The sequence below is a fragment of the Micromonospora humida genome (genome assembly GCF_016901255.1).
GTDB classification, from domain to species: domain Bacteria; phylum Actinomycetota; class Actinomycetes; order Mycobacteriales; family Micromonosporaceae; genus Micromonospora; species Micromonospora wenchangensis.
Genome location: NZ_JAFEUC010000017.1, coordinates 1 through 21,855 on the forward strand (window position 1 = coordinate 1; position 21,855 = coordinate 21,855).

General features: G+C 73.2%; 21 protein-coding genes and 2 pseudogenes. 10 read left to right on the top strand and 13 right to left on the bottom strand.

Annotation, left to right across the window (positions count from 1 at the left end; translation table 11 throughout):
• A pseudogene (locus tag JQX11_RS33730) lies at nt 1-115 on the top strand (IS30 family transposase); the annotation flags it as partial.
• 92 nt (nt 116-207) lie between these two features.
• On the opposite strand, the gene JQX11_RS27785 reads toward JQX11_RS33730, so the two are convergent.
• Complete coding sequence (locus tag JQX11_RS27785; protein ID WP_204927897.1) at nt 208-735, bottom strand: GNAT family N-acetyltransferase; 528 nt, start codon at nt 733-735, stop codon at nt 208-210.
• 136 nt (nt 736-871) lie between these two features.
• Here JQX11_RS27785 and JQX11_RS27790 point away from each other — a divergent pair, with 136 nt between their 5' ends.
• Nucleotides 872-1,354: a MarR family winged helix-turn-helix transcriptional regulator gene (locus JQX11_RS27790; RefSeq protein ID WP_145918811.1), complete on the top strand. Its 483-nt coding sequence runs from the start codon at nt 872-874 to the stop codon at nt 1,352-1,354.
• 10 nt (nt 1,355-1,364) lie between these two features.
• Nucleotides 1,365-2,351, top strand: coding sequence for a pirin family protein (locus tag JQX11_RS27795; protein WP_204927898.1), 987 nt, complete (start codon nt 1,365-1,367; stop codon nt 2,349-2,351).
• A gap of 62 nt (nt 2,352-2,413) precedes the next feature.
• Here the strand turns inward: JQX11_RS27795 and JQX11_RS33200 are convergent, their stop codons facing one another.
• Nucleotides 2,414-2,542: a hypothetical protein gene (locus JQX11_RS33200; protein ID WP_269756975.1), complete on the bottom strand. Its 129-nt coding sequence runs from the start codon at nt 2,540-2,542 to the stop codon at nt 2,414-2,416.
• Nucleotides 2,543-2,680: 138 nt separating this feature from the next.
• On the opposite strand from JQX11_RS33200, the gene JQX11_RS27800 reads away from it, so the two are divergent.
• A complete protein-coding gene (locus tag JQX11_RS27800; RefSeq protein WP_204928017.1) occupies nt 2,681-4,270 on the top strand; it encodes a phospholipase D family protein in 1,590 nt (529 codons plus the stop codon).
• Here the strand turns inward: JQX11_RS27800 and JQX11_RS27805 are convergent.
• On the bottom strand, nt 4,199-4,963 hold the full coding sequence (locus tag JQX11_RS27805; RefSeq protein WP_307826383.1) for a hypothetical protein: 765 nt from the start codon (nt 4,961-4,963) through the stop codon (nt 4,199-4,201). The two genes, JQX11_RS27800 and JQX11_RS27805, sit on opposite strands and share 72 nt — an antisense overlap.
• Before the next feature lie 316 nt (nt 4,964-5,279).
• On the opposite strand from JQX11_RS27805, the gene JQX11_RS27810 reads away from it, so the two are divergent.
• Nucleotides 5,280-6,101 (top strand): SigB/SigF/SigG family RNA polymerase sigma factor, encoded by an 822-nt coding sequence (locus tag JQX11_RS27810; RefSeq protein WP_088644086.1) that lies wholly within the window; start codon nt 5,280-5,282, stop codon nt 6,099-6,101.
• 184 nt (nt 6,102-6,285) lie between these two features.
• Here JQX11_RS27810 and JQX11_RS27815 read toward each other — a convergent pair whose 3' ends face one another.
• The 3 genes from JQX11_RS27815 to JQX11_RS27825 are packed head-to-tail and all read right to left on the bottom strand — an operon-like array spanning nt 6,286 to nt 9,075.
• Nucleotides 6,286-6,879: a GNAT family N-acetyltransferase gene (locus JQX11_RS27815; protein WP_204927899.1), complete on the bottom strand. Its 594-nt coding sequence runs from the start codon at nt 6,877-6,879 to the stop codon at nt 6,286-6,288.
• Nucleotides 6,876-8,396: an APC family permease gene (locus tag JQX11_RS27820; RefSeq protein WP_204927900.1), complete on the bottom strand. Its 1,521-nt coding sequence runs from the start codon at nt 8,394-8,396 to the stop codon at nt 6,876-6,878. The genes JQX11_RS27815 and JQX11_RS27820 overlap by 4 nt, the downstream gene beginning before the upstream one ends.
• A gap of 52 nt (nt 8,397-8,448) precedes the next feature.
• Nucleotides 8,449-9,075, bottom strand: coding sequence for a GOLPH3/VPS74 family protein (locus tag JQX11_RS27825; protein WP_204927901.1), 627 nt, complete (start codon nt 9,073-9,075; stop codon nt 8,449-8,451).
• 142 nt (nt 9,076-9,217) lie between these two features.
• On the opposite strand from JQX11_RS27825, the gene JQX11_RS27830 reads away from it, so the two are divergent.
• Genes JQX11_RS27830 through JQX11_RS27840 form a run of 3 tightly spaced genes read left to right on the top strand, consistent with a single transcriptional unit; the run spans nt 9,218 to nt 12,948 of the window.
• Nucleotides 9,218-10,063, top strand: a complete 846-nt coding sequence (locus JQX11_RS27830; RefSeq protein ID WP_204927902.1) for a helix-turn-helix domain-containing protein — start codon at nt 9,218-9,220, stop codon at nt 10,061-10,063.
• A 40-nt stretch (nt 10,064-10,103) separates the two neighbouring features.
• Nucleotides 10,104-10,304: a DUF397 domain-containing protein gene (locus tag JQX11_RS27835; protein ID WP_204927903.1), complete on the top strand. Its 201-nt coding sequence runs from the start codon at nt 10,104-10,106 to the stop codon at nt 10,302-10,304.
• A gap of 25 nt (nt 10,305-10,329) precedes the next feature.
• Nucleotides 10,330-12,948: an ATP-dependent RNA helicase gene (locus tag JQX11_RS27840; protein ID WP_204927904.1), complete on the top strand. Its 2,619-nt coding sequence runs from the start codon at nt 10,330-10,332 to the stop codon at nt 12,946-12,948.
• Nucleotides 12,949-12,970: 22 nt separating this feature from the next.
• Here JQX11_RS27840 and JQX11_RS27845 read toward each other — a convergent pair whose 3' ends face one another.
• Nucleotides 12,971-13,696 (bottom strand): PP2C family protein-serine/threonine phosphatase, encoded by a 726-nt coding sequence (locus tag JQX11_RS27845; protein WP_204927905.1) that lies wholly within the window; start codon nt 13,694-13,696, stop codon nt 12,971-12,973.
• A gap of 255 nt (nt 13,697-13,951) precedes the next feature.
• Here JQX11_RS27845 and JQX11_RS27850 point away from each other — a divergent pair, with 255 nt between their 5' ends.
• Nucleotides 13,952-16,561, top strand: coding sequence for a glycoside hydrolase family 9 protein (locus JQX11_RS27850; RefSeq protein ID WP_204928018.1), 2,610 nt, complete (start codon nt 13,952-13,954; stop codon nt 16,559-16,561).
• A 127-nt stretch (nt 16,562-16,688) separates the two neighbouring features.
• Nucleotides 16,689-17,099, top strand: a complete 411-nt coding sequence (locus JQX11_RS27855) for a hypothetical protein (protein WP_204927906.1) — start codon at nt 16,689-16,691, stop codon at nt 17,097-17,099.
• 41 nt (nt 17,100-17,140) lie between these two features.
• On the opposite strand, the gene JQX11_RS27860 is transcribed toward JQX11_RS27855, so the two are convergent.
• From JQX11_RS27860 to JQX11_RS27885, 6 genes and pseudogenes are all read right to left on the bottom strand, one after another.
• Complete coding sequence (locus JQX11_RS27860; protein ID WP_204927907.1) at nt 17,141-17,341, bottom strand: DUF397 domain-containing protein; 201 nt, start codon at nt 17,339-17,341, stop codon at nt 17,141-17,143.
• Nucleotides 17,332-18,099, bottom strand: a complete 768-nt coding sequence (locus tag JQX11_RS27865; RefSeq protein ID WP_204927908.1) for a Scr1 family TA system antitoxin-like transcriptional regulator — start codon at nt 18,097-18,099, stop codon at nt 17,332-17,334. The genes JQX11_RS27860 and JQX11_RS27865 overlap by 10 nt, the downstream gene beginning before the upstream one ends.
• Nucleotides 18,100-18,292: 193 nt before the next feature.
• A pseudogene (locus JQX11_RS27870) lies at nt 18,293-18,865 on the bottom strand (snapalysin family zinc-dependent metalloprotease); the annotation flags it as partial.
• A gap of 96 nt (nt 18,866-18,961) precedes the next feature.
• Entirely contained in the window at nt 18,962-19,219 is a 258-nt protein-coding gene (locus JQX11_RS27875) for a UBP-type zinc finger domain-containing protein (RefSeq protein WP_088646235.1), read from the bottom strand.
• Nucleotides 19,219-20,796, bottom strand: a complete 1,578-nt coding sequence (locus tag JQX11_RS27880; RefSeq protein WP_204927910.1) for a Na+/H+ antiporter — start codon at nt 20,794-20,796, stop codon at nt 19,219-19,221. The genes JQX11_RS27875 and JQX11_RS27880 overlap by 1 nt, the downstream gene beginning before the upstream one ends.
• 37 nt (nt 20,797-20,833) lie before the next feature.
• Entirely contained in the window at nt 20,834-21,799 is a 966-nt protein-coding gene (locus JQX11_RS27885; RefSeq protein ID WP_204927911.1) for a TIGR03885 family FMN-dependent LLM class oxidoreductase, read from the bottom strand.
• Nucleotides 21,800-21,855: the final 56 nt, after the last annotated feature.

Here is a 21,855-nt window from a genome sequence, read left to right on the forward strand (position 1 = left end):
CCAAAACGACCTCGACACCGTCGCGATCCAACTCAACGGCCGCCCCCGACAGACCCTCGGATGGGACACTCCCGCCGAAGCCCTTGATCGACTACTACTTGCACCGACCCCATGAAACCGCCGGCTCATTGGTGACGCAAAGCTCTTGATCACCCGGGACAGGGCAGGGCCGCGGCGGGGGCGACGGGTGAGCGGGAGCGGAGCGGGTCAGTCGTCGGTGGCGAGGCGGGCGTGGAGGTGTTCGTCGTGGCGGTGGCCGTCGCCGTAGCGGTGTGACTCGCGCAGCGTCCCCTCCCAGCGGTAGCCGGCGCGGGTGGCGACCCGGCAGGAGGCGGGGTTGTCGACCGCGTGGCACAGCTCGATCCGGTGCAGGTCGAGGTGGGTGAAGGCCCAGCCGGTGAGCGCCCGCAACGCGCGGGCGGCGACCCCCCGTCCGCGCGCCGGCGCGGCGGTCCAGTAGCCGACAGCGGCGTTGCCGTGCCGGATCTGGTGCACGGAGACCGCGCCGAGCAGTGTCCCGTCGGTGGCGTCGGTCACCGCGACGGAGACGTGGCTGCCGTCGCTGTGGTCGGCCCGTCGGGTGATCCACGCGGCGGCCTGCGCCAGGTCGGTCACCCCCTGCCCGTTCCACCTGACGATGTCGGGGTCGACCAGGGCGGCCAGCACGGCCGGCGCGTCCGCCGCCCGCCAGGGACGCAGCACCAGGCCGGGTGCGCTGATCTGTACGGGTTCCACCGGAGCAGTCTGCCAGCTCGCCACCCACCGGGTCCTTTCAAATCCTGAACTTCCTCCCATCAAGGAGGACTGTTTCGCTGCTCACACGGGCATCAGGGAGCTTGTTTAAATTTGAAAGAGTGCTACTGTTCGGGGCATGACGGAGAGCCTGGACAGCGAGCGGATGGCCTGCTGGCGTGCCTACATCGAGGCCAGCCAGCGGCTGTTCACCCAGCTGGAGGACGATCTGCGCGCCGACGGTGAGCTGAGCTTCGCCGACTACCACGTGCTGGTCCTGCTCTCCGAGGCACCGGGCCAGCGGCTACGGATGGGCGAGCTGGCCGCCCGGCTGGTCTTCTCGCCCAGCCGGCTCACCTACCAGATCTCCACCATGCAGCGGCGGGGTCTGGTCGCCCGGCAGTCCTGCCCCGGGGACCGTCGGGGCAGCGAGGCGGTGCTCACCGCCGCCGGGCTGCTGGCCCTGCGTGAGGCCGCGCCGGGGCACCTCGCCTCGGTCCGGCGGCACCTGATGGACGACCTCGACGACGCCGAGGTCGCCACCCTGACCCGGGTCTTCGACCGGCTCGGCCGGCGGCTGCGCGCCGACCGGGACGCGTCGTCCACCCACCGCGACACCTGAGGAGCCCGTGATGCCCGCGATCACCGTCGACGACGTCCTCGTCCTGCCCCGTCTGCCCCGGCTCGACGAGACCACCAGCTACCGGCCGGTCCGCCGGCTGACCACCGCCCCCAGCGGCTACGAGGGTGAGGGCTTCCCGGTCCGCCGCGCCTTCGCCGGGGTGCCGATGTCGGATCTCGACCCGTTCATCCACCTCGACCAGATGGGCGAGGTGGACTACGCGCCGGGCGAGCCGAAGGGCACCCCGTGGCACCCGCACCGGGGCTTCGAGACGGTCACGTACATGATCGACGGAATCATGGACCACCAGGACTCGCAGGGCGGCGGCGGCACCATCACCGACGGCGACACCCAGTGGATGACGGCCGGCAGTGGCCTGTTGCACATCGAGGCCCCGCCGGAGCACCTGGTCGCCAGCGGCGGCCTCTTCCACGGCCTCCAGCTCTGGGTCAACCTGCCCCGGGTGGCCAAGATGATGCCGCCGCGCTACCAGGACATCCGTGGTCGGGAGTCGGCGCTGCTGACCACGCCGGACGGTGGCGCGCTGATCCGGATCATCGCCGGTGAGATCGCCGGGCACCGGGGGCCGGGGTCGACCCACACCCCGATCACCATCGCGCACGTCACGCTGGAGCCCGGCGCGGAGCTGGACCTGCCCTGGCGGGCCGACTTCAACGCGCTGGTCTACGCGCTCTCCGGTCGCGGCACGGTCGGCACCGACCGGCGGCCGTTCCAGGGCGGCCAGTTGGCCGTGCACGGTCCGGGCGACGCGCTGCGGGTGACCGCCGCCGGCAGACAGGACGGCAACACCCCGGCCCTGGACCTCTACATCATGGGCGGAAAGCCCATCCGGGAGCCGGTGGCGCACTACGGGCCGTTCGTGATGAACACCCGCGCCGAGCTGATGCAGGCCTTCGAGGACTTCCAGGCCGGCAAGCTGGGTGTGGTTCCCGCCCGGCGGCTGCCGCACACCGGCGGCCAGGGCGACCGCCCCTGAGACCGACCTGCGACGGGCGTCCCGGTGTCACCCCGGGACGCCCGGGGGCGGCACCGCGTCGGTCAGGAGACCGCGAAGATCCCGGCCACCCCGAGGATCACCATCAGCAGCACCGCCAGGATCGCGCCGCGTTCGCTCTCGACCGCATCCGTACGGTCCTCGGTCGCGGGGTTCGTCGTCTCGGCGGGCATGGCCTGGCCTCCTCGGCGTTCACGGCTTCGCGGGGTGCGGTAGGCCACACCGTCCGGGCGGGGTCCGGGAGACCCGGCGTGCGTACCGACGGTGGGGGTCCTACCGTGAGGACGTCGTCGACCTCGGGAGGCTGGAACGTGGCGATCGAGGACTGGTTCCTGACCGCTGAGGAACGCGCCAACCCGGTCTCCGGGATACCCGTCTGGACGTCCGGAAACCTCGCCGAGCCGTTGATTCACGGGTCGGCGTACTTCGACCGGCTGGTCACCGAGGTCGAGGCGCTCGGCGCGGGCGACCAGCTCTTCTTCACCGACTGGCGGGGCGACCCGGACGAGCGGATGCGCCCGGACGGCCCGACGGTGGTCCAGCTCTTCGCCCGGGCCGCCCAGCGGGGCGTGCTGGTCAAGGGGCTGCTCTGGCGCTCCCACCTCGACACGTTGTCCTACAGCGAGGCGGAGAACCGCGACCTGAGCGAGACGGTCAACGCCGCCGGTGGTGAGGTGCTGCTCGACCAGCGCGTCCGGCGGGGCGGATCGCACCACCAGAAGCTGGTGGTGCTGCGCCACCGCGACGCCCCGGAGCGGGACGTCGCCTTCGCCGGCGGGATCGACCTGTGCCACAGCCGCCGCGACGACGCCGACCACCACGGCGACCCGCAGGCTCTCGCGATGTCACCACGGTACGGCCCGCACCCGCCGTGGCACGACGTGCAACTGGCCGTCCGGGGTCCGGTGGTCGCCGCGCTGGACACCACGTTCCGCGAGCGGTGGACCGATCCGATGCCGTTGGACTCGGAGAACCCGCTGGCCTACCTGCGGGACCGGCTGCGCGGCTCCGACCTGAGCCCCGATCCGCTGCCCGACCCGTCGGCCGATCCGCCGCCCTGTGGCCCGCACCACATCCAGGTGCTGCGCACCTACCCGGCGGTGCGCCCCCGCTACGCGTTCGCCCCGGACGGCGAGCGGACGGTGGCCCGGGGCTACACCAAGGCGGTGCGCCGGGCCCGCCGGCTGATCTACCTGGAGGACCAGTACCTGTGGTCGACCGAGGTGGCCGAGCTGTTCGCCGAGGCGCTGCGGGACAACCCCGACCTGCACCTGGTCGCGGTGGTCCCCCGCTATCCGGACGTGGACGGCGCGTTGGCGCTGCCGCCCAACACGGTGGGCCGGGAGCAGGCGCTGTCGCTGTGTGAACGGGCCGCGCCGGACCGGGTGCACGTCTTCGACGTGGAGAACCGGGCGGGCGACCCGGTCTACGTGCACGCGAAGATCTGCGTGGTCGACGACGTGTGGGCGAGCGTGGGCAGCGACAACTTCAACAGGCGTTCCTGGACGCACGACAGCGAGCTGTCCTGCGCGGTGCTCGACGAGACCCGCGACGAGCGGTCCCCCGTCGACCCGGCGGGTCGGGGCGACGGGGCCCGGGTGTTCGCCCGGGACCTGCGGCTGCGGTTGTGGCGCGAGCACCTGGACCGCGACCCGGGCGGTGCCGACGACGCCGACCTGCTGGACCCGGCCAGCGCCGTCGCGGCGATCACCGCCACGGCGGACGCTCTGCAGCGGTGGCACGACTCGGGCCGATCGGGCCCCCGGCCGCCGGGCCGGCTGCGCCCGCACCGGCCTGAGCGGCTGCCCTGGTACACCCGGCTGTGGGCGCTACCGGCGTACCGGCTGGTCTACGACCCCGACGGCAGGCCGCTGCGCGCCCGTCGCCAGGGCACCTGGTAGGTCCCGCCGGTCGGCGGCCGGGGTGGGGTGGCGGGTCAGCCCGCCCGGGTGGGCGAACGAGGTACGCGGGGCGTAGCAGCCGCTGGCGATGAGCAGGGGGTTCTCCGGGCGCAGCGCGTAGCTCGGGTGCCGGGGGTCGAGGAACTCCACCGACTCGATCTCGAACGGGCTGACCGGTTCGGAGACGTAGGGGTAGACCCCGCTGAACAGCTCGCCGTCGCACCGGGTGAAGTACCGGTGGTGGCCGGCGCGCAGCTGGTGGCCGGCGTGGCCGACCCGGGCCCGGGTCCGGATCAGCGGGACGCCGCCGACCTCGGTCTCGGCGACCAGCACGTCGCCCCGTACCCGCAGGGTGGTGTGTCCCAGCACGGCCGGGGCTCCCCGGGCGGCGGCGTAGTCCCGGACCCGGGGGCTGGAGGTGACGTAGTGGGTCCACCAGCCCCCGGGGGTCGCCCCGTCGGGCGCGTCGACCCCGGCGAGGGCCACCCCGATGTAGGTCAGCGAGTACGCGCCGAGGCCGGAGGTCTGACCGGCGTCCTCGACGACGTACTGGTTCATGAAGACCTGCCGGTCGGGGCGGGGGCACAGGCCGGGCGGGACCAGGGCGACGACCGCGTCCGGGTCGGCCGGCAACCAGCTGAAGTGCAGCGTACGGCTGTCGACGACGAGCTGCGGGTCCGCGGGGTCGAGCACGTGGTCCTCCGTACGGCGGTGGTCTCCCGCGACGCTACGGGCGGTCCTTACGGCGGACAAGGACGGATAGCCGACACCGCTGCCGTGGTGTCGGGTTCCGGGTGGCCGGCCGGTCCGAGCGGTGCTCGTGATCACAGTCGACGCGAACCATGTCCAATAGTGCGGCTTTGTGACTAGAAATCACTTAAGTACATCAGCCTTTCGGCTAGATTTCTGTTCACCGATCAGGCTATGGTGACTTCCGAACGGCCCATCTGAAGCTAAACCGAAGCGTCACGTCTTTTTGACCGCGGACGAGGTGCAGGGAGGACCACCAATGACCGCGCCCACCATGAGCAAGCCGGCGGCGACACCGTCCACCACCGAGAAGCTGGACCCGCGCGCGCTCACCGACAGCGCCGCCGACCTGCTGAACGCGATGGCCGCGCTGCCCGCCGGCCACCCGTCCCGGGCCGCGCTGCGGGACCGGGCGATCGAGGCCTGGCTCCCGCTGGCCAACCACCTGGCCCACCGCTACAGCGGCCGGGGCGAGCCCACCGACGACCTGGCCCAGACCGCCGCCGTCGGCCTGATCAAGGCGATCGACAAGTTCGACCCGTCGCGCGGCGTCGACTTCGCCGGCTACGCCATCCCGACCATCATCGGCGAGCTGAAGCGGCACTTCCGCGACCGCACCTGGGACATCCGGGTCCCCCGGCGGCTCCAGGAGCTGCGGCTGGCCATCTCCGACGCCAACAGCTCGCTGTTGCAGACCCTCGGCCGCTCGCCGACGGTCGCCGACATCGCCGCCCACCTCAAGCTCACCGAGGAAGAGGTCCTGGAGGGCCTGGAGGGCGCCCGCGCGTACAACGCGGTGTCGCTGTCCACCCCGACCGGCGACGGCGACCGCGCCACCGAGCTGGGCGACATGCTCGGCGGCGAGGACAACGAGTTCGAGCTGGCCGAGCTGCGGGTCGCCCTCGGCCCGGCGCTGGCCACCCTCGACGAGCGCGAGCAGAAGATCCTCACCCTGCGCTTCTACGGCAACCTGACCCAGTCGCAGATCGCCGATCAGATCGGCGTCTCGCAGATGCACGTGTCCCGGCTGCTCGCCCGGGCCCTGACCAAGCTGCGCGGTCAGCTCGACGGCACCTACTGAGGGGGTGGAGGCGGTCACCGGTCCCCGGTGACGGTCACGACCACGGGGCCCGGCCGGCGGTTCGCCGGCCGGGCCTTCCCGACGTCGAACGACGCACCGGCCCCGACGCACCCGCGTCGGGGCCGGTGCCGCGTCGGTCGGCGTTCACAGAAGTACGCGACGCCGACGTTGCCCGGGACGCCGGTCAGCCGCCCGCCGGCTCCCGCCACATCGGATAGAACGGCGTGCCGTCGGGCAGCCGGAAGACCTCGCGCAGCCGGTAGCCGTGCCGGGCGTAGAGGTCCCGTCCGGCCTCACTGCTGGCCTCCAGGTAACCGGGCACCCCGTGGGCGTCCAGCCAGGCGTGGTGGTGCCGCAGCAGCGCGGTGCCCAACCCCTGCCCCTGCCGCCCCGGCCGGACGGCGAGCAGCGCCAGGTGATGGTGGTCGGGGTGCGGATGGTTGGCGGCGAACAGCTCGTCGAGGTGCTGGAACCGGGGCGTCCACTCCCCGCAGGCGGCGGCCAGCCGGTCGTCGTAGTCCACCGGGGCCGGCGATTCGTCACCGACCTGCGGGAACCAGACCGCCACCGCGTCCCGGTCGGCGGTGCCGAAGACCAGCCCGTGCCGCATCGCGTGGTCGACCAGGATCTCGAAGTTGTCGGCGAAGACGGCCTCCCGCTTGGCCTCGTCGGGCACCAGCCACCGGGTCGCCGGGAGCACCAGGAACGCCTCGGCGATCCGCTCGGCGACCCACCGGGTGTCGGCGGCGGCGAGCCGTCCGATGGTCGGCGCGGTCACCGCCGGGACTCCACCGGCACCGGCTGCTCCACCGGAGGGCCGAACAGCGAGGTGGCCGTGCTCTCCGCGCCCCGCCCGATCCGGGCGTAGACGTCGGGACGGTTGGCGCGCAGCACCAGGCCCCACAGCAGGCCGATCAGCGCGGCCACCGGGTAGACCCCGGGGATGATCCAGCGCAGCGGCGAATCCGGCGCGACACCGAGCAGGGTCGCGAAGTTCGCCACCGCCACCGCCACCACGGCGGCCAGCGCGACGGTGGCCAGTGCCGGGGCGATCGCCCGCTTCCACAGCGACTCCGCGGTGTCGGAACGGGCGAAGTAGACGATCACGGCGACGCTGGTGGTGGCGATCAGCAGCAGCACGCCGAAGCCGCCGCCGGTGCCGGCGTAGTAGAACAACTGCACCACCGGGTCCCAGCCGTTGACCGCGTACAGCACGATCACCAGCAGGCCGAGCAGGCTCTGCGCCAGCGAGGCCATCCGGGGTGCGCCGGTGCGCGGCGAGGTCTGCCCGAAGGCGGCCGGCAGCACCCGCTCCCGGCCCAGCGCGAAGGCGTACCGGGCGGTGGTGTTGTGGAACGAGATCATCGCGGCCAGCACCGAGGTCATGAAGAGCGCCTGGCCGATGGTGACCGCCGTGTCGCCGAGGTGCGCGGCGGCAAGGTTGAAGATCAGTTCGATGCTCTGCTCACCGGCGGCGGCGGAGATGTTCTCCGGGCCGACCGCCACGGTCATCGACCAGGAGGAGAGCGCGTAGAGCCCGGCGATGATCGCCACCGAGAGGTAGGTGGCCAGCGGGACCGTCCGCCGCGGGTCCTTGCTCTCCTCGCTGAACACCACCGAGGACTCGAACCCGACGAACCCGGTCATGGCGAGCACCAGCAGCGCGCCCGCCCCCGGCACCAGGAGGTTGGCCGGGGCGAGGGCGGCGAAGCTGGTCGAGCCGCCCGCCGGGTGGCTGAGCTGGCCCAGGTCGAACACGACGATCACCACGATCTCGGCGATCAGCAGCACCGCCAGGACCAGGCCGTTGACGTCCACCCGCAGCAGGCCGAGGAACGCGACGAGCGCCCAGGCGACCAGGGCCACCACGGACCAGTGCGGCTCGACGCCGAACAGGGTGCCGAGCACCGGGGCGGCGGCGGCGCCGATCGCGCCGTACAGGCCGACCTGGAGTGCGTTGTAGGCGATGAGCGCGACCCAGGCCGCGCCGACGCCGGCCGGGCGGCCGATGCCCCGGGCGACGTAGGCGTAGAACGCGCCCGCGTTCTCGACCCGGCGGGCCATCGCCACGTAGCCGACGGAGAAGAGCGCCAGGACGGCGCCCACGGCGAGGAACGCCAGCGGCATGCCGGTGATGCCGGTGACCGCGTAGCCCGTGGTGACCACGCCGGCCACCACGGTCAGCGGCGCGGCGGCGGAGAGGACGAAGAAGATGACCGACGGCACGCCGAGGCGGCCACGGGCCAGGGCGTCGCTGACGTTGCTGGGGCGGTCGACTGTCGGATGCGGGGGCATGGGGCTGCTCCGAAAGAGGGGAGATGAGGGGGAAGGGGGTGGCGCGGTGAGATCAGGGGATGCCGCGCAGCACCGCCGCGCCGACCGCGGCCTCGGTGTGCACGACGAGTTCCTTCAGGGGGGGCGGCAGCGAACCGACGAGGGTGGACAGTCGGTGGTGGGCGCGGGGGCCGGCGCTCCACAGCACCTCGCGGGTCAGCCCGGCCGCGGCCACCAGGCCGAGCAGCGTCGTGTCCGACACCAGCGGCTGTTCGGGCCGCTCCACCAGGGCCCGCAGCCGGGTCGCCGGCCAGGCGGCGGCGTTGAGGTCGATCGGCAGGTAGCTGACGGTGGTGCGCAGCAGGCGGCGGTTCTCCTGCCGGCGCAGCACCCCGGCCCGGGCCAACCGCTCCCCCACCGAGGTGGTGGACGACTGGGCCAGGAAGGCGAGCCAGGTGCGCACCGCCTGGTGCTGCGACTCACCGATCAGTTGGTCGAGCACGGTGTGGGCCAGCGCGTCGGCCGGGGGACGCCGGTCGATCACGGTGACCAGTCCACCGGAGACGGTGATCTGTCCGAACAGGATCAGTTCGGCCAGCAACCCGGCGGCCAGGCCGAGCCCGGTGGCGCTCGGGTGCAGTTTGGCCTTTCCGCGGCTGTCGTTGTGCGCAATCAGAAAGAACTCGTCGGCGACCAGCAAACGAGCCTCCCACGCATTGTCCACAGGTGATCCACGCCGGGTGACAGGATGCCCCCAGAGCTCCAGCTTTGCAACTCCCGGATTCGATGGTTGCACTCCGTGCTCATGCGACCTGCGGATCTTGTCGTGACAGACTCGGAGGGTGACCGTCAGCCCCACTGTTCGCCGCCGCCGCATCGCCCGTGAACTCCGCCAACTGCGGGAACGCGCGGGCATGACACTGGACGTCGCCGCCCGCCAACTCGACATGTCCAAGAGCAACCTGTCCCGGATCGAGAACGCCCAGATCGGCATCAAACCCCGGGACGTGCGCGCCGCCCTGGCCCTCTACGAGGTGACCGGGGTCGATGCCGAGGCGCTCATCGAGATCGCCCGGGGTGCCCAGCAGCGCGGCTGGTGGCAGAACTACAGCGACGTGCTGCCCGAGTGGTTCGAGTTCTACGTCGGGCTGGAGGCCGAGGCGGAGAGCCTGCGCACGTACGAGGCGGAGTCCGTCCCAGGGCTGTTGCAGACCGAGGCGTACGCCCGGGAGATGTTCCGTCGTACGGCCGGCGAGGAGGGGCTGGAACGCAAGGTGGCCGCCCGGCTGCGCCGGCAGGAGGTGCTGCACCGGGACTCTCCCCCGGTCGAGCTGTCGGTGGTGCTCAACGAGGCGGTGCTGCTGCGTCCGGTGGGCGGGCCGGCCGTGATGGCGGAGCAGTTGACCCACATGGCCACGGTCGCCCGATCACCGAACGTGACATGTCACGTACTTCCTTTCGCATCCGGTGGGCACCCCGCGATGAGCACTCCGTACGTGATCATCACGTTTGCCGACGCGGCCGACAATTCCGTGGTTTACCTGGACAATCTCACGCTGGGTCTGGCGCTGGAGGAAGCGGGACACGTGCGCGGGTATACCCTTGTGCACGAGGAGCTGTGCCGGATGGCACTGGATCCGGCGGCGTCTCTGGCCCGCCTGGAGGAGGCTGCTCGTCACTTTGCGTGATCGCATTGCGGCACGCCCGGGGGGAACGGAAGGTACGGGAATGCAGGCGCTGCCTCTGTCCATGATGGACTGGCGGACCAGCAGCCGCAGCAGCGGCAACGGCAACTGTGTGGAGATCGCCACCACCGACGACCGGATCGCGGTACGCGACAGCAAGGACCGGTGCGGGCCCGCGCTGATCTTCTCCGCCCACGCCTGGACAGCCTTCGTCACCGGCATGGAGGCGGTACGCCGGGGCTGACCCCGGGCGTGCCACAGTGGCAGCCGTGCTCTCCGACGTACCCCTCGACCTGCCGGTCCGGCCGGCGCTGGCACCCCTGCTGCGAGCGCTGACCGACGCCGGCGGCGCGGTCCTGGTCGCCCCGCCCGGCACCGGCAAGACCACCCTGGCCCCGCTCGCCGTGGCCGACGGGGTGGCCGGGCGGGTGCTGGTCGCCCAGCCCCGCCGGGTGGCCGCCCGGGCAGCGGCCCGGCGGATGGCCGACCTGCTCGGCGAGCGGGTCGGCCACCGGGTCGGCTACGCCGTACGCGGCGACCGCCGGGTCGGCCCGGACACCCGGGTCGAGGTGGTCACCACCGGCCTGCTGGTCCGCCGGCTGCTGCGCGACCCGGACCTGCCCGGCATCGACGCGGTGCTGCTCGACGAGGTGCACGAGCGGCAGCTCGACGCCGATCTCGCGCTGGCCTTCACCGTGGAGGCCCGGGCGGCGCTGCGGCCCGAGCTGTGGCTGGTGGCGATGTCGGCGACCCCGGAGGCGGACCGGTTCGCCGCGTTGCTCGGCGGTGACGCGCCGGCCCCGGTGGTCCGCGCCGAGGCGGCCCTGCACCCGGTCACCCGGGTCTTCACGCCGCCGCCGCGCCCGGTCGCGCCGCCGGGCGCGGGACGGGTCGATCCGCTGCTGCTCGACCACGTCGCCGCGACCGTCCGGCGGGCCCTGCACGAGCAGGACGGCGACGTGCTGGTCTTCCTGCCCGGAGCGGGCGAGATCGGGGCGGTGACCCGCCGGCTGGCCGACCTGGCCGACCGGGTGGCCGTCCTGCCGCTGCACGGGCGGCTGCCCGCCGCCGCGCAGGACGCCGCGCTGCGCCCCGCCGACCGGCGTCGGGTGGTGCTCGCCACCTCGGTGGCGGAGAGCAGCCTGACCGTGCCCGGGGTCCGGGTGGTGGTCGACGCCGGCCTGGCCCGGGTGGCCCGCACCGACCTGGCCCGGGGGCTGGGCGCGCTGGTCACCGTGCCGGTGTCCCGGGCCGCCGCCACGCAACGGGCCGGCCGGGCCGGCCGGCAGGCCCCCGGGGTGGTCTATCGCTGCTGGTCGGAGGGGACCCACGGCCGGCTCGCCGCGCAGCCCGAGCCGGAGATCACCACCGCCGACCTGACCGGTTTCGCGCTGGACCTGGCCGCCTGGGGCAGCCCCGACGGAGCCGGACTGGCACTGCCCGACCCGCCGCCGCCCGCCGCGCTGGCCGTGGCCCGGGAGACGTTGACCGCACTCGGCGCGGTCGACGCCGACGGTCGGGTGACCGCCCGCGGGCGGGCCATCGCCGCCACCGGCACCCACCCCCGGCTGGGCCGGGCCCTGCTCGACGGTGCCGACCGGATCGGCCGGGACCGGGCCGCCGAGCTGGTCGCCCTGCTCGCCGAGGACGGTCTGGCCGGGCGGCACGACGATCTCACCGCCGCGTGGCGGCGGCTGCGCGACGACACCGACCCCGGCGCCACCGCCCGGTGGCGGGCCGAGGTCCGGCGGCTGCGGGCCGCGCTGCCCACCGGCGACCCCGACCGGGCCGGCACCCCGGACAGCCCGCCGGCCGGTCCCGCCCGCGCCGCCGACCGGGACCGGCCCGGTGACCGGCCGGCCGCCCAGGGACGGAGCGGCCGGGGACGGGCCGCCGGACCGTGGCTACCCGACGATCTGGCGGCGGGGCTGCTGGTGGGGCTGGCCCATCCGGAGCGGCTGGCCCGGCTGCGCCGGGCCGGTGGGACGTCGTACCTGATGGCGGGTGGGACGGGGGCGGAGCTGGCCGCCGGGTCGGCGTTGACCGGGACGGGCTGGCTGGCCGTCGCGGTGGCCGACCGCTCGCCGGGCGCGCCGACCGCCCGGGTCCGGCTGGCCGCCCCGCTCGACGAGGCGACCGCCAGGGAGGTCGGCGGCGCGTTGCTGACCGAGGTCAGCGAGGTCGGTTGGGTCGACGGCGACGTGCTGGCCCGCCAGGTGACCCGGCTCGGCGCGATCGAGCTGGTCAGCCGGCCGCTGGCCCGACCGACGCCGGAGCTGCTGGCTGCCGCCCTGGCCGACGGGCTCCGCCAGGCGGGCCTGGACCTGTTGACCTGGGCCCCGGCGGCCCGGTCGCTGCGCCAGCGGCTGGCGTTCTGCCGGCAGGCGCTGGGCGGGCCGTGGCCCGAGGTCTCCGACGACGCGCTGCTCGCCGCCGCCGACCGGTGGCTCGGGCCGGAGCTGGCCGCCGCCCGCCGCCGGGCCGACCTGACCCGGATCGACGTGGTCGGGGCGCTGCGCCGGCTGCTGCCCTGGCCGCAGGCGGGCCGGCTGGACGAGCTGGCCCCGGAACGCGTCGAGGTGCCCAGCGGCTCCCGGGTTCGGGTCGACTACACCGATCCGGCCGCGCCGGTGCTGGCGGTGAAGCTCCAGGAGACGTTCGGCTGGCAGCAGACGCCCCGGCTGGCCGACGGCCGGGTGCCGCTGCTGCTGCACCTGCTCTCCCCCGCCGGCCGGCCCGTCGCGGTCACCGCCGACCTGGCGTCGTTCTGGCGTACCGGCTACCCGCAGGTGCGCGGGGAGCTGCGCGGGCGCTACCCGCGCCACCCCTGGCCGGAGGACCCGGTCACGGCCGCGCCGACCCGGCACACCACGCACCGCCGTCGCTGAGCCCACGCACCGCCGGTGGCGGTCACTCGTCGACGACGTCGGCGATCAGCACGGTGATGTTGTCCGGGCCACCGGCCCGCAGGGCGAGGTCGATCAGTCGGCGGGCGCAGTCCTGGCGGTCCGGGGTCTCCCGCAGCACCTCGGTGAGGGTGTCCGGGCGGACGACGTTGGACAGGCCGTCGCTGCACAGCAGCCAGCGGTCGCCGGCCCGGGGCACCATCGTGGCGTACGACGGGGAGACCTGCTCGCCCTGCAACGCCTGGGTGACCACGGCCCGCCGGGGGTGGCTGGACGCCTCCTCGGGGCTGATCACCCCCTGGTCGACGAGCATCTGGACGAAGGTGTCGTCCCGGGTGACCTGTTTGAGGGTGCCCTCGCGGAACAGGTAGGCCCGGGAGTCGCCGACGTGGGCCAGCGCCAGACAGCTACCGGTACGGGAGAACAGCAGGGCGGTCAGTGTGGTGCCCATGCCCTGCCGCTCGGGGTCCTCCCGGACGGCCTGCTGGATCCGCGTGGTGGCCAGCTCGATGCCGGTCTGCAACGCCGCCACCAGGGCGTCCTCGGGGGTCTCCACGTCCAGTGGGGCGACCGCGTCGATGGCGATCCGGCTGGCCAGGTCGCCGGCCGCCATCCCGCCCATGCCGTCGGCGACGGCGACGAGCCAGGCACCGGAGTGCAGGGCGTCCTGGTTTCCGCTGCGGATCAGCCCACGGTCGCTCGTCCCGACGGAACGAAGCTTCAGGGTCATGGGTGGCAGCCTGCCAGGCGGAGGGCGTTGTTGTCTCTAGGAGATCAGGACGACTGCGCGTGGCGCGGCGAATCTCACTGCCGCAGGCGTCGGTCCGGGCGGCTGCGACCAGCCCGAAGGTCATCCAGTCGAATCGATTGACAGGGAGGAGACGCGCTGGAAACATCTGGCTGATAGCTGGGAGCGCTCCCAGCGACAGGCATCGACGGCACACCCCACCACCACCCCTTCCGCCCGGAAAGGAATCCCGTGATCCTGACCCGACGACGTCGGCGGCATCTCGCGGTACTGGCAGCGACGACCCTGATCCTCACCGGCGCCGGCACCGGCGTGGCCCACGCCGAGGTCCCGCCGGACGCGCCCGAGCAGATCAGCAACGGCGACTTCAGCGAGGGCGTCGCGCCCTGGTTCTCCTATGGCACCGGCCCGCTCGACGTCGTCGACGGCCGGCTCTGCGTCACCGTCCCCGCCGGGCTGGCCAACCCGTGGGACGCCGGCATCGGCCACGACGGGGTCCGGCTCAACGCCGGTGCGGAGTACAAGCTCAGCTTCGACATCTCGGCCACCCCCGGGCTGAGCGTCAACGCCGTGCTCCAGCTCGGCAGCGCCCCCTACACCTCGTACGCGAGCGTGCCGGCGGTGGCCGCCCCGACGAGCAAGCGGGTCGAGCAGACGTTCACCGTCCCGGACGACAACCCCAACGCCCAGCTCATCTTCCAGGTCGGTGGGGCCGCCGCCGAGCAGCGGATCTGCCTGGACAACGTCTCGTTGCGCGGTGGCGAGGCCGCCCCGCCGTACGTGCCGGACACCGGCCCCCGGGTCCGGGTCAACCAGGTCGGCTACCTGCCCGGCGGGCCGAAGAACGCCACCGTGGTGACCGAGTCGACCGAGGCGCTGCCCTGGCAGCTCAAGTCGGCCGCCGGCACGGTCGTCGCCAGCGGCCAGAGCACCCCGCGCGGGGTCGACGCCGCCTCCGGGCAGAACGTGCAGACCGTCGACTTCTCGTCCTTCCGCACGCCCGGCACCGGCTACACGCTGGTCGCCGACGGTGAGACCAGCCACCCGTTCGACATCTCCGGCGACCTCTACGACCGGCTGCGGGCCGACGCGATGCAGTTCTTCTACGCCCAGCGCAGCGGCATCGAGATCGACGGTGACCTGATCGGCGAGGAGTACGCCCGCCCGGCCGGCCACCTCGGCGTGGCCCCCAACCAGGGCGACACGCAGGTGCCCTGCCAGCCCGGCGTCTGCGACTACTCGCTGGACGTGCGCGGTGGCTGGTACGACGCGGGCGACCACGGCAAGTACGTGGTCAACGGCGGTATCGCCGCCTACCAGCTGCTGAGCGCCTTCGAGCGGACCAAGACCGCGGAGACCGCCGCCGGTGGCGCCGCGCTGGGTGACTCGACGCTGCGGGTGCCCGAGCGGGGCAACGCGGTGCCGGACATCCTCGACGAGGCCCGCTGGGAGATCGAGTTCCTGCTCCGGATGCAGGTGCCGGCCGGCAAGCCGCTGGCCGGGATGGTCCACCACAAGATCCACGACAAGGCGTGGACCGGCCTGCCGCTCGCCCCGCAGGACGACGCGCAGCCGCGTGAGCTGCACCCGCCGTCGACCGCCGCCACCCTCAACCTGGCCGCCGTCGCCGCGCAGTGCCAGCGCCTGTTCGCCCCGTACGACGCGGCGTTCGCCGCCCGCTGCGGCACCGCCGCGACCACCGCGTACGCCGCCGCCAAGGCCCACCCGGCGGTCTACGCCGACCCGGCCGACGGCATCGGCGGTGGGGCGTACGACGACACCAACGTCACCGACGAGTTCTACTGGGCCGCCGTCGAGCTGTACCTGACCACCGGCAAGAAGGCGTACCTGGACGACCTGACCGCCTCGCCCCAGCACACCGGCGACGTGTTCGCCACGGGCGGCGCGTTCAGCTGGCAGAGCGTGGGCGCGGTCGGCCGGCTCGAACTGGCCACCGTGCCGAACGGCCTGCCGGCCGCCGACCGGGCCCGGGTCCGCGCCTCGGTGACCGCCGCCGCCGACAACTACCTGACCACCCTGCACGCCCAGGCGTACGGCCTGCCGGTGCCGGGCGAGGCGGCAAGCTACGTCTGGGGCAGCAACAGCAACATCATCAACAACATGGTCGTGCTGGCCACCGCGTTCGACCTGACCCGGGACGCGAAGTACCGGGACGGCGCCGTGCAGGCGACCGACTACCTGCTCGGCCGCAACGCGCTGAACATGTCGTACGTGACCGGCTGGGGCGAGCAGAACGCGCGCAACCAGCACAGCCGGATCTTCGGCAACCAGCTCAACCCGGCCATGCCGAACCCGCCGGTCGGCTCGCTCGCCGGTGGCCCGAACGCCGCCCTGCAGGACCCGTTCGTCGCCCAGCTGCTCAAGGACTGCGCGCCGATGTTCTGCTACGTCGACGACATCAACTCGTACTCGACCAACGAGGTGGCGATCAACTGGAACTCGGCGCTGGCCTGGCTCGCGTCGTTCCTCGCCGACCAGGGGGAGGCCAAGGCGGTGGCCCCGCGCACCTGCGCGGTCAGCTACCAGGTGCACGGCACCTGGCCGGACGGCTCCAACACCCAGGTCGTCCTGCGCAACACCGGTGACACCGCGATCGACGGCTGGACCCTGCGGTACGCCTACAACGGCGACCAGAAGGTCACCCAGGCGTGGTCGGCGAAGGTGACCCAGTCCGGGGCCACCGTGACGGCGAAGAACGAGTCGTACAACGCGAAGATCGCGCCGGGCGCGAGCATCACCTTCGGTCTGCTCGCCAAGACCGGCACGCTGGCCAACCCGGAACCGGATCTGATCACCGTCAACGGCGGTGCCTGCACGGTGTCCTGACCGGCACTCCCACCCTCGGACCCCGGGCTGCCACCCGGGGTCCGAGCGCGCCGGGCGGTCGTCCCCCGACCGCCCGGCGCCCCCGCCCGACCGCCCGGCGTCCCGGCCCAGAGTGGAGACGAGTCCGATGCCCGAGCAGACCACGATCTCCGACGCCGAGCGTCGGCGCATCGTCCACGAGTTCGTCGACGGGACCGTCGGCGACGCCCACCCCGAGGTGGTGGCGATGGTCCGTGACCTCACCCACCGGGTCCGCGACACCGTCGAACTGGCCCGGGCCGCCGGCATCGCGCCCGAGTCGCCCCGCGCCGGCCACGTGGTGGCCGCGCTGGTCTGCGCGTACGGCGAGGTCTTCGACCGGGTCGACGACGCCGGTTACCGCAGCGCGCTGCTGGCCCGGCTGGAGGTCGCCAACGACCCGCGGACCGAGCGGTACTTCCAGCTCCTCGCGACGGTCAACGGCTGGACCGCGCCGCCCACCCTGACCCCGGTGCTGGACTGGTTCATCGCCGCGCTGCGCCACCACTCGGCGCCCTGACCCGCCACCGGCCGGCCCGGTGACGACGGCCGGCGGGCCGGTCAGCCGGCCTGTCGCGTCGACCGGGTCAGGCGCAGGAAGCCGCGCCAGGCACCCGGGCTGAAGGCCAGGGTGCCACCCGCGCGGTCCTTCGTGTCGCGGACGAGGACGACGCCGGGCAGGTTGTCCGCCACCTCGACGCAGTTGCCACCGTTGTTGCCGCTCCTGGTGCTCGTGTGCCACCGGGCGCCGCTCAGCTCCATGATGCCGCCGCTTTCCTGACGAGTTCCAGGGATCGTGCCCGGGGTAGGGCCTCCCCCACTATGCGCGCCCACCGGCGTTCCAGGACAGCGATGTCCGTGCGCTGGTCGATGATCTGCGCGCGTACCTGCCCGTCGACGTGCGCCACCCGCGTGCCGTCGTCCAGCTCGGCGACGACGAAGGGCCCGCCGAGGCCGGCGTACATGCCCGTCTCGGCCGGAACCACGTGCACCTGCACGGTCGGCAGTTCGGCACAGACGGCGAGGTGGGCGCACTGCTCGCGCATCAGTTCGGGCCGGCCGGGCACCGGGCGGTGCAGCACCGACTCGTCGATGACGGCGACCAGCAGCGGCGGGCGGTCGCGGTGCAGGATCGCCTGGCGGGTGAGGCGGGCCGTGATGAGCTGGTCGACCTCCTCCTCGGTCAGGGTCTCCCCGGCCAGGGTCGCCCGCGCGTACGCCTCGGTCTGGAGCAGGCCGGGCACCCAGGCCAGCTCGAAGCCGCGCAGCACGACGGCCTCGCGTTCGATGTCGGCCCACGGCCGGAACCACGCGGGCTCGTGTCGCTTGTGCAGGTCCGGCCAGAGGTCGAGGACGTCCCGCTTGAGCAGCGCGGCGACCTCGGCACGATGGCGGGTCTGGGGGATTCGCCCCTGGCTGGCCCAGCGCGCGGCGGTCTTCGGGTCGACCCCGATGCGGGCGGCGAGGCTCTCGGCCGTCTCACCCGCCTCGGCCATCGCCTCTTTGACTGCCAGATTCATCCTGACCCTCCCCGGACATCCTGGATATCCGGAGTCATCTTGCTACGCCGCGTGATCATGTCGCAACCCTTCGGCACGACGTGACCCCGGCGGCGGCACCGACGGACCGGACTCCCGTCGGCGGCACCACGGGGGCACCCCCGCCCGGGGCGGGGGCAACCTCTCCACGGTGGACCGGCGGGGCTCAGGAACCGGCGGGGGCACCGGCGGCAACCGGCGCGGGGGCACCGTCGCCACGCCAGACGTAGCTGACCCCGGCCGGCGCGGTGAGCGAGCCGGCGAACAGCGCGTTGACCCGGGACGCCTCGGCGCTGCTCGGCCTGGCGTTGCGGCACGACACCGGTGCGCTGCTGCCCGACATCAGGTCGGTGCACAGGCCGGTCCGGTTGTCCGGCAGGCCGAGGATGTGACCGATCTCGTGGGTGGCGATCCGGGTCCGGTCGTACCCCTGGTCGACGGCCTGGGTGCCCATCCAGACCCGGCCGTTGCCCAGGCTGGTGGTCTGCGCCCGGGGCCAGCCGGTGTCGACGTAGATGGTGATGTTGCCGGGCGTGCGGGCGACCAGCCGGACGTTGGTCACCGAGCTGTTCCAGATCGTCGCGGCCTGGTCGAAGTTGGTGCGGAACTCCCCGGCCCGGCTCGCGTCGTAGTAGACCGTCCGCGCAGCGGCGGACGCCGCGCCGCCACCCGCGGCGACCACGCCGGTCGCCGTGAGCACCAGCGCCAGCAGGGCACCGGCGGTACGCGAGAACTGTCGTCGGCGCATCGTCCGACCTCCCATCGATAGAAGTTCACCGATGTTAAGCGGTCGGTCGGAACCCGGTCGAATAGCGGTTACGTCATACCGCCACCACCGGACGGCTCAGCCGATCTCCTCGTCGACGAAGCACCAGCGCCAGGACTCCCCCGGCTGGATGGACCGCATCACCGGGTGCCCGCTCGACTCGAAGTGTTTCGTCGCGTGCTGGTACGGCGACGAGTCGCAGCACCCCACCTGCCCACACTCCACACACGACCGCAGGTGCACCCAGTCGTCGTTGCCGACCGCCACGCACTCCGGGCAGGCGTCGGTGACGCTCGGCTCGGCGGTTCCCGCCCCGGTCAGGTGCGCACAGCTCATCAGTCACTCTCCCGTCGCAACAACGACTCCTCCAGGTCCAGGTCGCGGTACGCCCGCACCAGCACCTCCTCGGGAATCCGTCCCTCGTCACGGGCGGCCCGGAAGACCTCCCGCTCGGCGTCGATCATCTCCTGCCGCAGCCGACCGTACGCCTGCGACGGGGTCTCCCGGTCGCTGCCGCCGAGCCGTTCCCACGCCAGGTTGGTGCGGCTCTGCACCAGCCCGCGCAACCGCTCCACCACGGCCGGCGGCGCACCGTCGGCCAACGCGTCCAGCTTCTCCCGGGCCGCGCGCCCGGCCTGCTGCTGCACCGTGGCGGCGGAGAGTGCGTCGGCCACCGGGTCGTCCGGGGGCAGCTTCAACCGGCGGGCCACCCACGGCAGGGTCGCCCCCTGGCCGAGCAGCGTCGCCATGATCACCGCGAAGGCCAGCCAGATGAACAACGCCCGCTGGTAGGGCTGCTCCCCGGCCAGGGTCAGCGGCAGACCCAGCGCGGCGGCCAGCGTCACCACCCCGCGCATCCCGGCCCAGCCGATGACGATCGGAAACTGCACCGGCGGGCCCGGGTCGCGCTGCCGCACCCGGGGTACCAGCCGGGCCAGGTAGGTGGCCGGGAAGACCCAGACGAACCGGGTCAGGAAGACCGCCGCCAGCACCGCCGCGGTGATCCCCACCAGCCGGCCGGTCGGCTCGTCGAGGTCCCGCAGGACCTCGGGCAGTTGCAGGCCGACCAGCAGGAAGACCAGCCCCTCCAGCAGGAACTGGACCAGCCGCCAGAACGCGCCGGTCTGCAACCGGGAGGCGGCCGACAGCAGCAGCGGCATCTTGTGGCCGATCCCCAGCCCGGTGACCACGACCGCAACCACCCCGGAGGCGTGGATCTCCTCGGCGGCGAAGACCACCGCGAACGGCACGATCAGCGACAGCGCGTTGTCCAGCAGCGGGTCGGTGGTCCGCTTGTGCAGGTAGCCGAAGACCACCACGCCCAGCAGCCCGACCAGCACCCCGCCGCCGGTGGCGACCACCACCTCCTGCGCCACGTACCCGAAGCTCACCGAGCCGGCGCTGGCGGTGGCCGCGACGATCGCCACCCGCAGCAGCACCAGCGCGGTGGCGTCGTTGACCAGGCTCTCCCCCTCCAGGATGGTCACCACCCGCCGGGGCAGGCCCACCCGCCGGGCCACCGCGGTGGCCGCGATCGCGTCCGGCGGCGCGACCACCGCGCCCAGCGCCACACAGATCGCGTACGGCAGGTCGGGCAGGAACAGGTGCACCACCGTGCCCACCACGAACGCGGTGAAGATCACCAGACCCACCGCGAGCAGCAGGATCGGCCGCAGGTTGAGCCGGAACGCCGGCACCGACGTGCCCAACGCCGCCACGTAGAGCAGCGGCGGCAGGATGCCCACCAGCACCAGGTCGGGATCGAGCCGCACGTGCGGGAAGCCCGGCAGGAAGGACAGCCCGAGACCGAGCACCACCAGCAGGATCGGCGCGAGCAGACCCAGCTTGCGGGCCAGCGCGGCGCCGAAGGTCGCGATCGCCAGGAAGACCACGACCTCGAACAGAGCTTCCATGGAGTAGCAGCCTAGGCGTACGGACGGCCCGGGGTGATCAGCCGGTGGCGCGCAGCTTCGGCAGCACCTCCGCGCCGAACGTGTCGATGAAGGCGCGCTGCTCCTGCCCGACGTGGTGCAGGGCGATCTGGTCGACGCCCAGCGACAGGTACTCCTCCAGCCAGCCGACGTGCCGGCCCAGATCGGCCGAGACGTTCACCACCTCGGTGACCTGCTCCAGCGGCACCCGTTCGCTGACCATGTCGAAGTGCTCGGCGGTGTCCAGGTCCCAGCAGACCGGCGGGGCGAAGACGTTGCTGCGCCACTGCTCGTACGCGATCGACTCCGCCTCGGCCTGCTCCGGCGCCCAGCTCACGTGCACCTGGAGGTGCACCGGGCCGCGCCCGCCGGCGTCCCGGTAGGCGTCGATCATCTCGCGCAGGTGCGCGGTCGGCGCGTTCACGGTGATCAGACCGTCCGCCCACCCGGCGCACCAGCGGGCGGTGGCCACGCTGACCGCCGCCCCGATCAGCGCCGGCGGTTCCTCGGGCCGGGTCCACAGCTTCGCCCGGTCCACCCGGACCAGCCCGTCGTGGCTGACCTCCTCGCCGGCCAGCAGCGCCCGGATCACCTCGACGCACTCCCGCAGCCGGGCGGTACGCACGTCCTTGCGCGGCCAGCCGTCCCCGGTGATGTGCTCGTTGCTCGCCTCGCCGGTGCCCAGCGCCGCCCAGAACCGGCCCGGGTACATCGCGCCGAGGGTGCCGATGGCCTGCGCGATGATCGCCGGGTGGTAGCGCTGGCCGGGGGCGTTGACCACCCCGAACGGCAGCCCGGTGGCCTGCAGCGCCGCGCCCAGCCAGGACCAGGCGAAGCCGGACTGGCCCTGCCGGGTGCTCCACGGCGAGAAGTGGTCCGACGACATCGCGGCGTCGAAGCCCGCGCGTTCGGCGTGCACCACCGCCTCCAGCAGGCGACTCGGATGGATCTGCTCGTGGGAGGCGTGGAAGCCGAACACCGTCATGGCGTCCTTCCGTACCCATGACGGTGTCCGGTTAAAGCTCGCCCGCGCCGGTCGCC

Bases quoted from the DNA above. Each gene is read 5' to 3' on its own strand.
- JQX11_RS27790 (WP_145918811.1), top strand. From the start codon at position 872: ATGACGGAGAGCCTGGACAGCGAGCGGATGGCCTGCTGGCGTGCCTAC.
- JQX11_RS27795 (WP_204927898.1), top strand. From the start codon at position 1,365: ATGCCCGCGATCACCGTCGACGACGTCCTCGTCCTGCCCCGTCTGCCC.
- JQX11_RS33200 (WP_269756975.1), bottom strand. From the start codon at position 2,542: ATGCCCGCCGAGACGACGAACCCCGCGACCGAGGACCGTACGGATGCG.
- JQX11_RS27810 (WP_088644086.1), top strand. From the start codon at position 5,280: ATGACCGCGCCCACCATGAGCAAGCCGGCGGCGACACCGTCCACCACC.
- JQX11_RS27820 (WP_204927900.1), bottom strand. From the start codon at position 8,396: ATGCCCCCGCATCCGACAGTCGACCGCCCCAGCAACGTCAGCGACGCC.
- JQX11_RS27835 (WP_204927903.1), top strand. From the start codon at position 10,104: ATGCAGGCGCTGCCTCTGTCCATGATGGACTGGCGGACCAGCAGCCGC.
- JQX11_RS27845 (WP_204927905.1), bottom strand. From the start codon at position 13,696: ATGACCCTGAAGCTTCGTTCCGTCGGGACGAGCGACCGTGGGCTGATC.
- JQX11_RS27855 (WP_204927906.1), top strand. From the start codon at position 16,689: ATGCCCGAGCAGACCACGATCTCCGACGCCGAGCGTCGGCGCATCGTC.
- JQX11_RS27860 (WP_204927907.1), bottom strand. From the start codon at position 17,341: ATGGAGCTGAGCGGCGCCCGGTGGCACACGAGCACCAGGAGCGGCAAC.
- JQX11_RS27865 (WP_204927908.1), bottom strand. From the start codon at position 18,099: ATGAATCTGGCAGTCAAAGAGGCGATGGCCGAGGCGGGTGAGACGGCC.
- JQX11_RS27875 (WP_088646235.1), bottom strand. From the start codon at position 19,219: ATGAGCTGTGCGCACCTGACCGGGGCGGGAACCGCCGAGCCGAGCGTC.
- JQX11_RS27880 (WP_204927910.1), bottom strand. From the start codon at position 20,796: ATGGAAGCTCTGTTCGAGGTCGTGGTCTTCCTGGCGATCGCGACCTTC.
- JQX11_RS27885 (WP_204927911.1), bottom strand. From the start codon at position 21,799: ATGACGGTGTTCGGCTTCCACGCCTCCCACGAGCAGATCCATCCGAGT.